Origin of the sequence: Pseudidiomarina insulisalsae, from assembly GCF_003987065.1 — a bacterium.
Lineage (GTDB): Bacteria > Pseudomonadota > Gammaproteobacteria > Enterobacterales > Alteromonadaceae > Pseudidiomarina > Pseudidiomarina insulisalsae.
The window spans coordinates 158364-172392 of sequence record NZ_PIPY01000007.1; the positions used below are offsets into that span (position 1 = coordinate 158364).

At 52.8% G+C, this 14029-nt stretch carries 11 protein-coding genes; 7 read left to right on the top strand and 4 right to left on the bottom strand.

The genetic code is table 11. The annotated features are described in order from the left end of the window. Positions 1-2: 2 nt before the first annotated feature. A complete protein-coding gene (locus CWI71_RS07950; RefSeq protein ID WP_126754731.1) occupies positions 3-794 on the bottom strand; it encodes a DUF2189 domain-containing protein in 792 nt (263 codons plus the stop codon). Positions 795-886: 92 nt separating this feature from the next. Here CWI71_RS07950 and CWI71_RS07955 point away from each other — a divergent pair, with 92 nt between their 5' ends. Genes CWI71_RS07955 through CWI71_RS07975 form a run of 5 tightly spaced genes read left to right on the top strand, consistent with a single transcriptional unit; the run spans position 887 to position 5847 of the window. Further along, a complete protein-coding gene (locus tag CWI71_RS07955; protein ID WP_126754732.1) occupies positions 887-1519 on the top strand; it encodes a pseudouridine synthase in 633 nt (210 codons plus the stop codon). 16 nt (positions 1520-1535) lie between these two features. Next, positions 1536-2669, top strand: coding sequence for a tRNA 2-thiouridine(34) synthase MnmA (gene mnmA, locus CWI71_RS07960; RefSeq protein WP_275069843.1), 1134 nt, complete (start codon positions 1536-1538; stop codon positions 2667-2669). Then, the gene (hflD, locus tag CWI71_RS07965) at positions 2666-3319 is read left to right on the top strand and encodes a high frequency lysogenization protein HflD (protein ID WP_157981080.1); all 654 of its coding nucleotides are present in this window, start codon (positions 2666-2668) and stop codon (positions 3317-3319) included. The genes mnmA and hflD overlap by 4 nt, the downstream gene beginning before the upstream one ends. After that, on the top strand, positions 3316-4689 hold the full coding sequence (gene purB, locus CWI71_RS07970; RefSeq protein ID WP_126754735.1) for an adenylosuccinate lyase: 1374 nt from the start codon (positions 3316-3318) through the stop codon (positions 4687-4689). Before hflD ends, purB begins: the two co-directional genes overlap by 4 nt. Before the next feature lie 3 nt (positions 4690-4692). Then, complete coding sequence (locus CWI71_RS07975; protein ID WP_126754736.1) at positions 4693-5847, top strand: cupin domain-containing protein; 1155 nt, start codon at positions 4693-4695, stop codon at positions 5845-5847. A gap of 14 nt (positions 5848-5861) precedes the next feature. Here the strand turns inward: CWI71_RS07975 and CWI71_RS07980 are convergent, their stop codons facing one another. Beyond that, on the bottom strand, positions 5862-6317 hold the full coding sequence (locus tag CWI71_RS07980; protein ID WP_126754737.1) for a DUF4826 family protein: 456 nt from the start codon (positions 6315-6317) through the stop codon (positions 5862-5864). Between the two features lie 208 nt (positions 6318-6525). Between CWI71_RS07980 and CWI71_RS07985 the strand changes: the two genes are divergently transcribed. After that, complete coding sequence (locus CWI71_RS07985; RefSeq protein ID WP_126754738.1) at positions 6526-7578, top strand: Glu/Leu/Phe/Val dehydrogenase dimerization domain-containing protein; 1053 nt, start codon at positions 6526-6528, stop codon at positions 7576-7578. An 8-nt stretch (positions 7579-7586) separates the two neighbouring features. Here the strand turns inward: CWI71_RS07985 and ydiJ are convergent, their stop codons facing one another. Then, the gene (ydiJ, locus tag CWI71_RS07990; RefSeq protein ID WP_126754775.1) at positions 7587-10667 is read right to left on the bottom strand and encodes a D-2-hydroxyglutarate dehydrogenase YdiJ; all 3081 of its coding nucleotides are present in this window, start codon (positions 10665-10667) and stop codon (positions 7587-7589) included. 38 nt (positions 10668-10705) lie between these two features. Next, on the bottom strand, positions 10706-13090 hold the full coding sequence (gene ppsA, locus CWI71_RS07995) for a phosphoenolpyruvate synthase (RefSeq protein WP_275069839.1): 2385 nt from the start codon (positions 13088-13090) through the stop codon (positions 10706-10708). 107 nt (positions 13091-13197) lie between these two features. On the opposite strand from ppsA, the gene ppsR reads away from it, so the two are divergent. Next, positions 13198-14022 (top strand): posphoenolpyruvate synthetase regulatory kinase/phosphorylase PpsR, encoded by an 825-nt coding sequence (gene ppsR / locus CWI71_RS08000; RefSeq protein ID WP_126754739.1) that lies wholly within the window; start codon positions 13198-13200, stop codon positions 14020-14022. Positions 14023-14029: the final 7 nt, after the last annotated feature.

Sequence of the window (14029 nt, forward strand, 5' to 3'; positions counted from 1 at the left end):
TCCTATGAATGATCACCTTCGGTAACATCGGTAGTTTTGGATTCAGACTCTGGTACGCCAATGAGGCGATTATAGATGACTCCAATCACATTAAATGTCATGGGGAAGGTAAACAACAAACCTAAGAACAAGGGCAACGCACTAATAAAAACAATAATAAAAAGAATGATGTAGATGCCTAACACCACGAACATTTTCTTATTCACTACAATAAATGAAGCAATAATCGCCCGACTGACGCTCAACCCACGCTCAAGGACCAGAGGAATCGCCAGCAGAAACGCAAATTGGAAATAAAGCGCGGTGGCCAGCATCAGCGCAAAGGCTACAGCGCTTTCACCCAAAATAGCAAAATAAAGACCGCTCAGTGCCATCACGATAAAACTTAAAATAAAGGTAATGGCTAGAACTTGTGGTGCGTGCCGGAGCGCCTCGGCAAAAGTACTCAAACCGGGCTTAGCATCACGCGCATTCTTCAGACCCATCAGCGTCACTACCGCGCTAAACGGAGCCACCAGCAGCATGCTCAAAAAAGACTGAGCAGCAGTATTGGTCAGGCTTGGTTGTTCCTCCGAGACTGGAAATAACTGCGCCGCAAGCACCGAAACAAAACCATTCACAACCATTACGACGACAAATGCGAACAGCATCATTGGCAATGCACGTAAGGTAATGTCCCAGCTGCGTTGAATCACATCACCTACTGATAATGACGCTTCGCCCCGCAATGCGGCCGCAAACTGATCCGTTTGCGTGGCTTCTTTTTGCGGTGGGTTCGGTTTTGAGTCCTGCATGAGTACTTTTTCCTTTATACTTAACTTATTGTGTCGGCAGATACATTTGCCATTCTACCATTTTTATTCGTAACAGCGATACTGACACCTTTATGCCTAGCAAAACCTCAACTTCAAAGCGGCCTTTTCGCCCCCGCGGGAAGCCATCAGCGCATGGTGCGGCAAGCCGACCTGCGAATCCTAAACTGGTTGTTTTCAATAAGCCCTACGGCGTGCTGACGCAGTTTTCCGGTGGTGCCGATGAAGCCACCCTAAAGCCCTACATCCCGTTTAATGATGTTTATCCAGCCGGACGGCTCGACAAAGACAGCGAAGGGCTGTTGCTACTGACCAATGATGGCGGCCTGCAGCACAAAATAAGCCACCCGAAACATAAGCTGCCAAAAACCTATTGGGTGCAGGTAGAAGGAGTACCTGACGCGGCATCCTTAGCGAAATTGCGCAGCGGGGTGGAGCTAAACGACGGCCTGACCTTGCCGGCGCAGGCGATGTTGATGGAGCCGCCTACCGACCTGTGGCCGCGTCAGCCGCCCATACGCGAGCGCCAGTCAGTGCCCGACCAATGGTTATGTTTAATTATTCACGAAGGTCGCAACCGTCAGGTGCGGCGTATGACAGCAGCCGTCGGCTACCCTACCCTGCGACTCATCCGCGCAGCTATCGGCCCCTGGCGGCTGGCTGGTTTGCAGCCTGGTCAGTGGCGCGAAGTGCCTCCGGTGTGGTAGAATCCGCGCGAAATTTCTGGAGCTAAAGGTTGTTATGGCAAACGCAGATAAAAAAGTCATTGTCGGAATGTCAGGCGGCGTCGATTCTTCGGTGTCGGCTTACCTGTTGTTACAGCAGGGTTACCAGGTTGAAGGCCTGTTCATGAAGAACTGGGAAGAAGACGACACTGACGAATACTGTGCCGCAGCAACTGATCTTGCCGACGCCCAAGCGGTCTGTGCAAAGCTGGGAATTGAACTGCACACGGTCAACTTTGCTGCCGAATACTGGGATAACGTGTTTGAGTATTTCCTCGAGGAATATCGTGCCGGCCGCACCCCCAACCCCGATATCATGTGCAATAAAGAGATTAAATTTAAAGCATTCCTGGAGTTTGCGGCCGAGGCTTTAAATGCAGACTATATCGCCACCGGACACTATGTGCGCCGGCGTGAAAAAGATGGCAAATTCCAGTTACTGCGTGGTCTTGATAACAACAAAGACCAAAGCTACTTTTTGTATACCTTATCGCACGAACACGTTGCGCAAACCTTGTTTCCGGTGGGCGAACTGGAGAAACCAGAAGTGCGCCGCATTGCCGAAGAGCAAGGACTGGTCACGGCAGACAAGAAAGACTCCACCGGCATTTGTTTTATTGGTGAGCGCAAGTTCAAGGACTTCCTGCAAACTTATTTACCGGCACGGCCCGGTGTTATCGAAAGCGTAGACGGCGAAGAACTCGGTCAACACGAAGGCTTGATGTACCACACACTCGGCCAGCGTAAAGGCTTGCATATTGGCGGCCTGGCGAATGCCTCAGATGAACCCTGGTATGTCGTCGATAAAGACGTAGCGCGTAATGTGCTGATTGTCGCGCAGGGCAAAGATCACCCGCGTCTGTTCTCGAAAGGGCTGATTGCAGGACAGCTGCATTGGGTCGATCGTAGTGGACCGGACCAGGCGTTTAACTGCGTGGTGAAAACCCGGTATCGCCAGCAGGACATTCCCTGCCAGCTCAAACCGCTGCCTCACGGCAAAGTTCAGGTTGAGTTCGCCTCCCCTGTTGCCGCCGTGACGCCGGGACAATCGGCGGTTTTCTACGCCGATGAAGTCTGCCTGGGTGGCGGCATTATCGAATCGCGTATTGCTGATCACGAGGTTTTATTGTGAGCAATTGGCAACAACCGGTACTTGCCCTGGCAGCGCTTGCCCAAGCCTGCGCTGCGGTCAAACAGCTTGCCCGTCACGGTCAGTTAAGCGAAGAGTTCAACCGCGACGCGCTGTTAAACAGCGTGCTGCAGCAACAACCGGAATCGTTTACAGCTATTTACGGCGGCACCGCCAACCTGCAGTTCGGGCTCAAAGTGCTATTGGCGCAAATCGGCGCAACCCGTGAAAAAGATGTCGAGATCACCCGTTACATGGTCGGCGCTCTGGCGCTGGCACGTCGTCTTGAACGTAAACCGCAGGCACTGCAAAAGCTCGGCGAACGCATTACCCAGCTTGAACGTCAGCAGAGCCAGTTTATGTTTGAACAAGGCACTGTCATCAGTGGCATGGCCGGTGCCTATAGCGATTTTATCTCGCCGCTCGGCCGGCCGTTACAGATCCACGGCAAGCCTGCGTTGCTACAGCAACAAACCATTCAGAACCAAATTCGGGCGCTACTGCTCGTTGCTATTCGCAGCGCTATTTTATGGCGCCAGGTCGGTGGAAAGCGCCGCCATTTTCTTTTCTCGCGGCGGCGTATGGTTGCCACTGCACTCGAACTGTTACGTAATGCTCACCCTTCAAGTCCAGATTCGGAGTCTTCAGTATGACCCAGTTATCAGCTCTTACCGCACTTTCACCCGTTGATGGCCGCTACGGCAGTAAAGCCGCTGCACTACGCCCGATGTTCAGTGAATACGGCCTCATCCGTCAGCGCGTTATCGTTGAAGTTCGCTGGTTACAGCAACTGGCCAAAATTAATGAAATCAGTGAAGTACCGGCTTTTTCGGACGAAGCTAACCAATTCTTAGATGCTTTGCTGGATAACTTCAGCGAAACTGATGCAGAGCGGGTCAAACAAATTGAAGCCACCACCAACCATGACGTGAAAGCAGTTGAATACTTTCTCAAAGAACGCGTCAGCGAGTTATCCGAGCTGGCCGCGGTCACTGAGTTTATTCATTTCGCCTGTACTTCTGAGGACATCAACAACCTGTCGCACGCGCTGATGTTACGCGAAGCGTTAAGCGAGGTCATGCTGCCGGTCATGCAGGATTTAACCAGCGCCGTGAAGCAGCTCGCTGTGGCGAATAAGACTGTACCGATGATGGCGCGGACCCATGGCCAACCGGCCACGCCGACGACCCTCGGCAAAGAAATGGCCAACGTCTATGTGCGTCTGCAACGGCAGTTGGAACAAATTTCTGCGGTGCCATTACTAGGTAAAATTAACGGCGCGGTGGGCAACTATAATGCGCATATGGTGGCCTACCCTGACGTCAACTGGCATCAGGTTTCAGAGGAGTTCGTGACCTCTTTAGGACTCACCTGGAATGCCTACACCACGCAAATCGAACCCCATGATTACATCGCTGAACTGTACGATGCGGTGGCCCGTTTCAATACCATCGTTATCGACTTTAACCGGGATGTATGGGGCTACATAGCGCTGAACCATTTCAAGCAGCGTACCATTGCCGGTGAGGTCGGCTCATCGACTATGCCGCACAAGGTAAACCCGATTGATTTTGAAAACTCCGAAGGTAACCTGGGTATCGCTAATGCGCTGATGCAGCACCTGGCGAGCAAGTTGCCCGTCAGCCGCTGGCAGCGTGATCTTACTGACTCTACGGTATTACGTAACCTTGGCGTTGGTTTTGCCTACGCGCTGATCGCCTATCAGGCAACCTTAAAAGGTATCAGCAAGCTTGAAGTCAACGCCGATAACCTGCTGCGCGAACTGGATCAGAACTGGGAACTGTTGGCCGAACCGATTCAAACCGTGATGCGCCGCTACAATATTGAAAAACCCTACGAGAAGCTTAAGGAGCTGACCCGCGGTAAACGTGTCAATCAAACTGCAATGGCAGATTTTATTGATAGCCTGGAATTACCGGAAACCGTTAAAGCCGAACTAAAACGACTGACGCCGGCCTCTTACATTGGCCGTGCGGTTCAATTTGTCGATGATCTGGCTTAACTGATGCAACTTAACCTCGACACCGCAGCGTTTCTACGCGACTACTGGCAAAAGCAGCCGTTACTTATCCGTAACGGCTTGGCTGACTTCGTTGATCTCATTGAACCCGAGCTGCTGGCTGGCCTGGCCATGGAGGATGGTGTCGATGCCCGGATCATTCAGCAGACCGCGTCTGGCTGGCACGTTGAACATGGCCCCTTTAGCGACTACGAAGCTTTTGGTGAGCAGGACTGGACCTTGCTGGTACAGGCCGTCAACGAGTGGTTTCCCGAAGTACAGAGCCTGCTCTCGGCATTCCGCTTTTTGCCGGACTGGCGGGTCGACGATGTGATGGTCAGTTTCGCCACTGAAAACGGCGGTGTCGGTGCGCATCTTGATCAGTACGACGTATTTATTATTCAGGGCGCCGGCAGCCGTCACTGGCGCGTTGGTGAGCGCCTTCATAATGCCGCTGAATATTGCCCACACCCTGATTTGAAGCAGCTTCAAAATAGCAATTTTGCCGCTGTTATCGACGCAGTACTGGCGCCGGGAGACGTGCTTTACATACCCGCAGGTTGTCCGCATCACGGCGTGGCAATTGAACCCAGTCTGAATTATTCGGTGGGATTTCGGGCGCCCAATAGCGCGGAGTGGTTAGCACAATTAGCCGACCAGCTACTGGCCAGCGAACAGAATTTCCCCCGCTATACCGACCCCGATGATGGGCTTGCCACGCGACCGTTTCAAATCAGCAACGCAGAAGTTCAGCAAGTACGCGATCTGCTGCTACAACAGCTGGCATCAACGGCTGGCGCGCAGGCTATTGCGCAAGTGATGTCGCAGTCGAAGCGGCCCCTGCCCCAAGCGGAAGATCCGATCACGCCAGCGCAGCTATTAAGTTTTGCCGCGACCGACATGATGATTGGTCGCACGCCGGGCGCACGGGTTTTAACGAATGAAGCCGGTCAGCTGTTCGCCAATGGTGAGTTAGTCGAGGGTTTGTGCCGCGACGATGATGCGGCACTGGAACTACTGAATCTGGTACAGGAACAACCGTTAGCTAACTACGCAGCAACTTTCGCCAGCGAAGCTGGCAGTCGCGTGCTCTGTGAACTGCTGAATCAGGGCGTATTTTACCTGGTACAGGAAGTGGAGCCAGAGCAAGACGATGACTGAGTCAGGGCAACAGCTTAGCTGTTGCCTTTTTCTTCTGGCGATTGCCACAGTGCGTCATTGGCAACCGCTTCATAGATACCCTCAGCACGACTGATCAGATAATTCGCATACTTTTGTTGCTCCGGATCCTGACTTGCTTTGGGATCATCAATGATCGCCTGCGCTTTCAATTGCCATTGCATTGAAATATGGCGCATTGCCTCACGCGCATCCTTTGCCGCCTTCGCGCCGACAACGTCGGTAGGGACATCACCATTCACCAGCCAGAGCTCTTTGCGATCCTGCGTGGTGAATTTCCAGATGGCGACATAAGGCACTAAATAGCGCGATTCTTTGGTTAATACCCGATCAGTAATAATCCCCTGCTCCGCTAAGTACTTATTCGCAGCCTGAAATTGCTCACGAACCCATGCTGAAGCTTGTTCTTCAGTCATTTGTGGCTGGGCGTTTTGTGCCTGTTCTTGCGCCATAATTTTACAACTTCCTATATAAACCTAATCAACTGGATGCCTTCATAGTACCGCGAAAGACGAGTCCGGCAAAGTCGGATTTGCTGTAAACTTAGCTTTCAATAGTTTACGTTAACGTAAACGTATTATTTTCCGTCATTCACTAGCGCAGGCAAAAGTAAAATGGTAATGTGCGCGCAATTTTGGGATGAACGAGGAAACCACGCACATGTCTCTATTTGAGCATAAAGAGTTCGACCAACACGAACAGGTCGTGTTCTGTCACGATAAAGAAACCGGTTTAAAAGCAATCATTGCTATCCATGACACCACCCTTGGGCCATCCTTAGGCGGTACCCGTTTATGGAATTATGCAACCTCTGCTGACGCATTAACCGACGTATTACGCTTGTCGCGTGGTATGACTTATAAAAGCGCCCTTGCCGGTCTGCCACTTGGCGGTGGTAAGGCGGTTATTATTGGTGATGCAAAAACGATTAAGTCACCGGAACTGTTCCGCGCTTACGGTCGCTTTGTTGAGTCATTGAGCGGTCGTTATATTACCGCTGAAGACGTCAATATTCGCACCAGTGATATCGCGCTGGTTGCCGAAGAAACCTCTTTCGTTGCCGGTACAGAGGGCAAAGCGGGTGACCCGTCTCCACATACCGCATTAGGCACTTATCTGGGCCTGAAAGCCGCGGCCAAACACAAGCTTGGCTCAGAAGACCTGAATGGCGTTAAAATTGCGATTCAGGGGCTTGGTGCAGTGGGTTATGACTTTGCTGCTTATTGTGCCAAAGAAGGTGCGCAGCTGTGGGTGACTGATATCAATGAAGCCGCCTGCCAACGTGCTGCTCAGGAGCTGAACGCGACAGTGGTCGGTCTGGATGATATTTACGGGCTGGACGTAGACGTTTATGCGCCATGTGCACTGGGTGCGACCGTCAACGATGATACCCTGGCGCAAATGAAAGCCCAAATCATTGCTGGCAGTGCCAATAACCAGCTAGCGACGCCGGCGCATGACAAAAAAGTCATGGAGATGGGCATTCTGTATGCTCCGGATTATGTCATTAATGCCGGTGGCGTAATTCACGTATGCAGTGAAGCGGCACACATGAGCCGCGAAGAGACTGACAAGCGTGTGCGTGATATCTACGGTACGCTGGATACCATTTTCACCCGCTCAGCCGCAGAGCAGCGCCCGACGGGCGAAATCGCTGACGAGCTGGCTCGTGAAGTGATCGCTAAAGCCAAAGCAGCGAAGCAGCAAGCCTAAGCGACAGCTCAGGCCTGCAGGCGTTGCGCAAGGAGCTGTAACGGGTGTTGCACCTGTTGCAGCTTTTCTTTTTGTGGCTCATCAGTGTTGCTAGCGAAGCGTTTTGTCTGACAGCGACAGGAAAAACCCGTGATCAGTGCATTGTCGCTGCGCGCCAGTGGCTCCCGCCAGCTCATATCAAATAATGCGGCACTTTTTCGTTGCTGTTCTGCTTCATGACCATAGGTGCCAGCCATACCGCAACATCCGGTCGCCACGGTCGTAGCATTGACCCCCACCGCAGCTAAAATCTGTTCCCACATACGGGCACTGGCCGGGACTGCGGTCTGTTCCGTACAATGCAAAAACAAATCGGCCTGGTCCGCGTCCGCTGCTGAATTGTCGGTCGTTGCAGGCAACTGTTGCTGCAATTGTCCGGTTTGATCGGCCAGCCATTCCTGTGCCAACAGCACCTTAAACCGTACCTCCTGCCCGGCGTACTCAAGGTATTCATCGCGCAGACAGAGTACCGTCGACGCATCCACGCCAACCATGGTTAACTGCGCGTCTGCCAGTTGATTGAGTTGGCCGGTGACGCGGGTCGCCGTGACGCGAAACTGCTCCAGAAAACCTTTCACATGTTGCGCTTTACCATTACCAATAAACGCAAGTAAGACCGGTTGATAGCCAAGCCCGGTAATGACCTGGCCCATAGCTTCTACTACCTCGGCCTGATAAAAGCTGGTGAAAGGATCTTGCACAATCACTACGGTCTGTGCCCGCTCCTGTTCGCTCAGGGCGGTAAGCTGATCGACCGTAAGCTGCCGCCAATTCTGATGACGCCAGCGGTGCGCCAGCGTGGGCACGGATAAGCGCGGGGTATCAACATAACCCAGCGTTTTTTTCAGCAACCACTGACTGGCCAGGTTATGCGTCATTAGATTGCTAAGCCGCGGCAATCTGGCCATCAGCGGTGCGGTGCGCTCAATACCGGCGACCAGATAGTCTCTTAACGGACGACGGTAAAGCTGATAGTACCACTGCAAAAATCGCGCCCGGAAGCTGGGCACATCGACCTTGACTGGACACTGGCTGGCACAGGCTTTACAGGCAAGACAGTTATCCATCGATGCTTTCACCTGATGGTTAAAATCACGCGAAAAACGGTTTTTTTTCTCTTTCGTGAAGTAGTTGCGGGCGTGCGGGGCAGCGGCAACATTCAGACCATCGGCGCTGGTCAGACGTAACCATTCCCGAATAAGGGTCGCGCGGCCTTTCGGTGACATGCGCCGATCACCGCTGACCTTAAACGACGGACACATGGGCGAGTCTTCAGCATAGTTAAAGCACAGGCCATTGCCGTTACAGTTCATCGCCGCGGCGTAGGTATCGCGTACCGCCACCGGAATCTGGCGGTCATAGTAACCGCGCTTGCGCGCATCTACCGACACCAGTTCGGCGTTTTGCAGGCCGTAGGGGGTTGCCAGTTTGCCCGGATTCAGGCGGTTATCAGGATCGAACGCTGCTTTGATTTTTTGCAGCTCGGTATAAAGCTCAGGCCCAAAAAAGTCAGGCGCATATTCGGAGCGATAGCCTTTGCCGTGTTCGCCCCACATCAAGCCGCCATATTTCGCAGTTAATGCTGCAACTTTATCACTAATGGTGCGCAATAATTTCTCGTCGGCAGGGTCTTTCATATCCAACGCCGGCCGCACATGTAAGACGCCGGCGTCGACGTGACCAAACATACCGTACTGCAACTCATGCTTATCGAGCAGTTGGCGAAACTCGGCGATAAAATCAGCCAGTGACTCCGGCGGTACGGCCGTATCTTCGGCAAAGGCGATAGGTTTACGTTCGCCTTTCACCGCGCCAAGCAGGCCGACTGACTTTTTCCGCATGGCATAAATGGTTTGGATACTCTGTGCCTCACGGCAGATCTTATATCCAATCACACCATGCCCGCCCTGCTCCTGCGTCAGCTCGTCATCGAGTGTTGTTACCAGTTTGTCGAGTTTGGCTTCCAGCGCGTCGGCATCGACCGCGGTGTATTCCACCATGTTAATGCCAGCCATAGATTGGCCGCTTTTCCCTTCTGCCACATCATCGCGCACACTGTGCCAGATGATGTCGTTACGGGCCAGATCAAGTACCGTACTGTCAACGGTTTCCACCGAGGTTGCCTGCGCGCGCACCAATATCGGCGCATGACGCAGTGCCGCGTCAAAATTACGGTAGGAAATATTGACCAGCACCTTATGTTTCGGAATCGCAGTCAAATTCAGTTTGGCGGCGGTGATAAATGCCAGCGTTCCCTCAGAGCCGGCAAGCAACCGGGAAAGATCCAAAGTTTCGCTTTGCGGATCATAACAATGTTTCAGATCATAGCCGGTGAGAAAGCGATTCAGGGGCGGAAAGCGCGCTTCAATTGCGTCACGCTTTGCCACGCAACTGGCAATGACCTGCCGGTACAAACTGGCTTCCAGACTTGAGCCCTCGGCCCGCGCCTGCGCTTCAGCCAGTGGCAGTGGCCCGGTTTCAATCAGATCACCATTAATCAGTACTGCCTGCAACCCAAGAATATGGTCACTGGTTTTGCCATACACCAGCGAGCCCTGGCCCGAGGCGTCGGTGTTAATCATGCCACCAATGGTGGCACGGTTGCTGGTAGATAGATCGGGCGAGAAAAACCAACCCGCGCTGCGTACCGCGTCGTTGAGGGCATCTTTTACGACCCCGGTCTGACAGCGCACCCAGTCCTGCGCCGGCGGCCCGGCTTCGATGTCTTTAAAATAACGGCTCAGATCGACAATGATGCCATGACTTAAACTCTGGCCGTTGGTGCCGGTGCCACCGCCACGGGGACTAAAACGCAGCGCGCGGTATTCGGCCTGCTGGCCCAGCCGTAAGGCTAACTGCAGATCTGTGACATGACGTGGATAGATGACCGCCTGCGGTAACTGTTGATAGACGCTATTGTCCGTTGCGGCGATTAACCGACCGCTGTAACTAAGATCAACATCACCGGCAAACCCAGCCTGCCCGAGCGCATGTATATAACGGCCATACACTGGCTCGGAAGCAGAATAGTTATCAAGTGCGCCAAGCACCTGGACAGCTGAGTTTGCCAAGTAATACTCCTTTGTCGTTAAGCCTGTGTCTGTTTTGCCAGATAAAGCCAGGTATCAACAACGGTGTCAGGGTTTAATGATACGGAGTCAATTCCCTGCTCCACCAGCCACTGCGCAAAATCGGCATGGTCCGATGGTCCCTGGCCGCAGATACCCACGTACTTACCTTTTTTCTTCGCTGCCGAAATTGCCATGGCCAGCATGGCTTTCACTGCTTCATTACGTTCGTCAAACAGGTGGGCGATCACCCCGGAGTCACGATCCAGTCCCAGTGTCAGCTGGGTCAGGTCGTTAGAGCCGATTGAGAAGCCATCAAAAATGTCGAGGAACTGCTCTGCCAGTAAGGCGTTGGACGGCAATTCACACATCATGATCACGCGTAACCCATTTTCGCCCTGTACCAGGCCCTGTTCAGCCAACAGCTCAATCACCTTGCGCCCTTCTTCAAGGGTACGAACAAAAGGAATCATGATCTCGACGTTGGCCAGGCCCATGTCATTGCGCACGCGCTTAATCGCTTCGCACTCCAGGGCAAAACAATCGCGGAAATCTTCCGAGATATAGCGTGAGGCACCACGGAACCCAAGCATCGGGTTTTCCTCGTGTGGCTCATACTGGCGGCCACCAAGCAGATTGGCGTATTCGTTCGATTTAAAATCCGACATCCGCACGATCACGCGTTCCGGCGCAAAGGCCGCACCCAGGGTCGCGATACCTTCGGTTAATTTCGCCACATAATACTCGCGCGGTGACTCATAACCAGCAATAAACTCATTAATTTGTGCCTGCAGGTCACTGCTTTGTTTGTCAAAATTCAGCAACGCTTTCGGGTGTACGCCAATCATGCGATTGATAATAAACTCGAGCCGTGCCAGACCGACACCGGCATGGGGTAAGCCGGCAAAATCAAAAGCGCGATCAGGGTTGCCCACATTCATCATAATCTTTAACGGCAGATTGGGCATGTCACCGATATCAGAGCGATTCACTTCATAGTCCAGCTCGCCTTCATAGATATAACCGGTATCACCCTCGGCGCAGGAAACCGTCACCGCCTGCCCGGCACTGATGCGATCAGTGGCGTCACCACAGCCAACCACTGCCGGGATACCCAGTTCACGGGCAATAATCGCCGCGTGGCAGGTACGGCCACCACGATTGGTCACAATCGCTGCGGCACGTTTCATAATCGGCTCCCAATCCGGGTCCGTCATGTCGGTCACCAGAACGTCGCCCGCTTGTACCTGATCCATCTCTGAAATATCGTTCAATACCCGCGCTACACCACTACCAATGCGCTGGCCAATCGCCCGTCCGGTGGCAACCACCGAGCTTTTCTGCGACAAACTGAAACGTTCCACCGACTGACTATTTTTATTCGACTGCACCGTCTCAGGACGGGCCTGAACAATATACAGTTTGCCGTCAATACCGTCTTTGGCCCACTCAATATCCATCGGGCGACCGTAATGCTGTTCAATAATCACCGCCTGACGCGCCAGTGCTTCAACTTCGGCATCACTAATTGAGAAGGTGGCGGATTGCGCTGCAGGAATATCAACAATGTCGGTTTGCTTTCCATGCTCAGCGCTTGTTGAGTACACCATCTGGATCTTTTTACTGCCCAGATTGCGACGCAATACTGCGGGTCGCTCAGCTTTCAGCGTCGGCTTATGGACGTAGAACTCGTCCGGATTCACCGCGCCCTGTACGACCATCTCACCCAGGCCAAAGCTTGAGGTAATAAATACCACGTCGTTGAAACCCGACTCAGTATCGATGGTGAACATAACACCTGACGAGGCAATATCACTGCGCACCATGCGCTGAATACCTGCCGACAGCGCTACACCGCGATGGTCATAGCCCTGGTGTACCCGGTAAGAAATGGCACGATCATTAAATAGTGACGCAAAAACGTGCTTGATCGCTTCCATAATCTGGTCAATACCACGGACGTTCAGGAAGGTTTCCTGTTGTCCGGCAAAGGAAGCGTCAGGCATATCTTCAGCGGTCGCCGAGCTACGCACCGCGAAACTGACTTCGTTGTTGCCGCCGCCTAATTCCTGGTAGGCTGCACGAATCGACTGGTCTAACGCATCCTGGAAAGGTGTATCGATAATCCACTGACGGATCTGCTGCCCGGCCTCAGCCAGCGCTTTAACGTCATTGGTATCAAGGTCATCGAGAAGTGCGTAAATACGGTCATTCACCCCCGACTGCTCAAGAAACTCGTTGAAAGCTTCGGCCGTTGTGGCAAAGCCATTGGGCACCTCAACGCCAGCGCCGGCCAGATTGCTAATCATTTCACCGAGCGACGCGTTTTTTCCTCCCACGCGCCCTACATCATTCATCCCTAATTGATCATACCAAAGTACGTAATCGGTTACGTTTTGTTGCACGTCAAGTTCCTCGTCGTTTTGGGGGGCTTAAGCATGGCTCATCATTTTACACATTAGCGACGAAAAGGTTAAGATTCATCAAGCATTTCTAGCCAGAGAACCCATTCATGCGAACTATTTTCTATATATCCGACGGCACGGCACTGACGGCTGAGGCATTTGGCCGCGCCATGTTGTCAATGTTTCCACTTAAGGTTGAGCACAAAACCCTTGCCTTTATTGATACCGAGAGCAAAGCCCAGCAGGCAGTGGCGAAAATCAACGCCGCCCACGAAGCGACCGGCGAGCGGCCGGTCATTTTTCATACCTTTGTCAGTCTGGAGCTGAAACGCGTGATTACCTCGTGTACCGGCAGTTGCTACGACTTTCTCGACTATTTTGTTGCGCCTTTGAGCCGTGAGCTGGGGATGGATGCGCAACCGAAAACCAACCGCACCCATGGTATTGAAGAAAATGGCGTACGCGATAGTTATGACAGCCGTATTGAGGCAGTCAACTACTCACTGGCGAATGACGATGGCAGTAATATCTCCGACTATGATCAGGCGGACATTATTTTGCTTGGGGTCTCGCGCACCGGGAAAACGCCGACCAGCTTGTACCTGGCATTGCACTACGGCATTAAAGCGGCCAATTATCCACTGACCGAAGACGACAATATGGAAAACCTGCAATTGCCTAAAGTGCTCAAGCAACAGCGTCACAAAATTTTCGGGTTAACGCTTGAGCCGCAGCGGCTGCATGAAATTCGCAGCAAACGACGCGAAGGTTCGCGCTACGCTTCGTTGCAACAGTGCCGGTTTGAATTACAGGAAGTGGAAAAGATGTACCGCCGCGAGGCCATTCCATTTCTGGACTCAACGCGTTTTTCAGTAGAAGAGATTGCCGCCAAGATTCTCGCTGAGACGAATCTTGAGCGGCATCATTATTAAGCGCCGG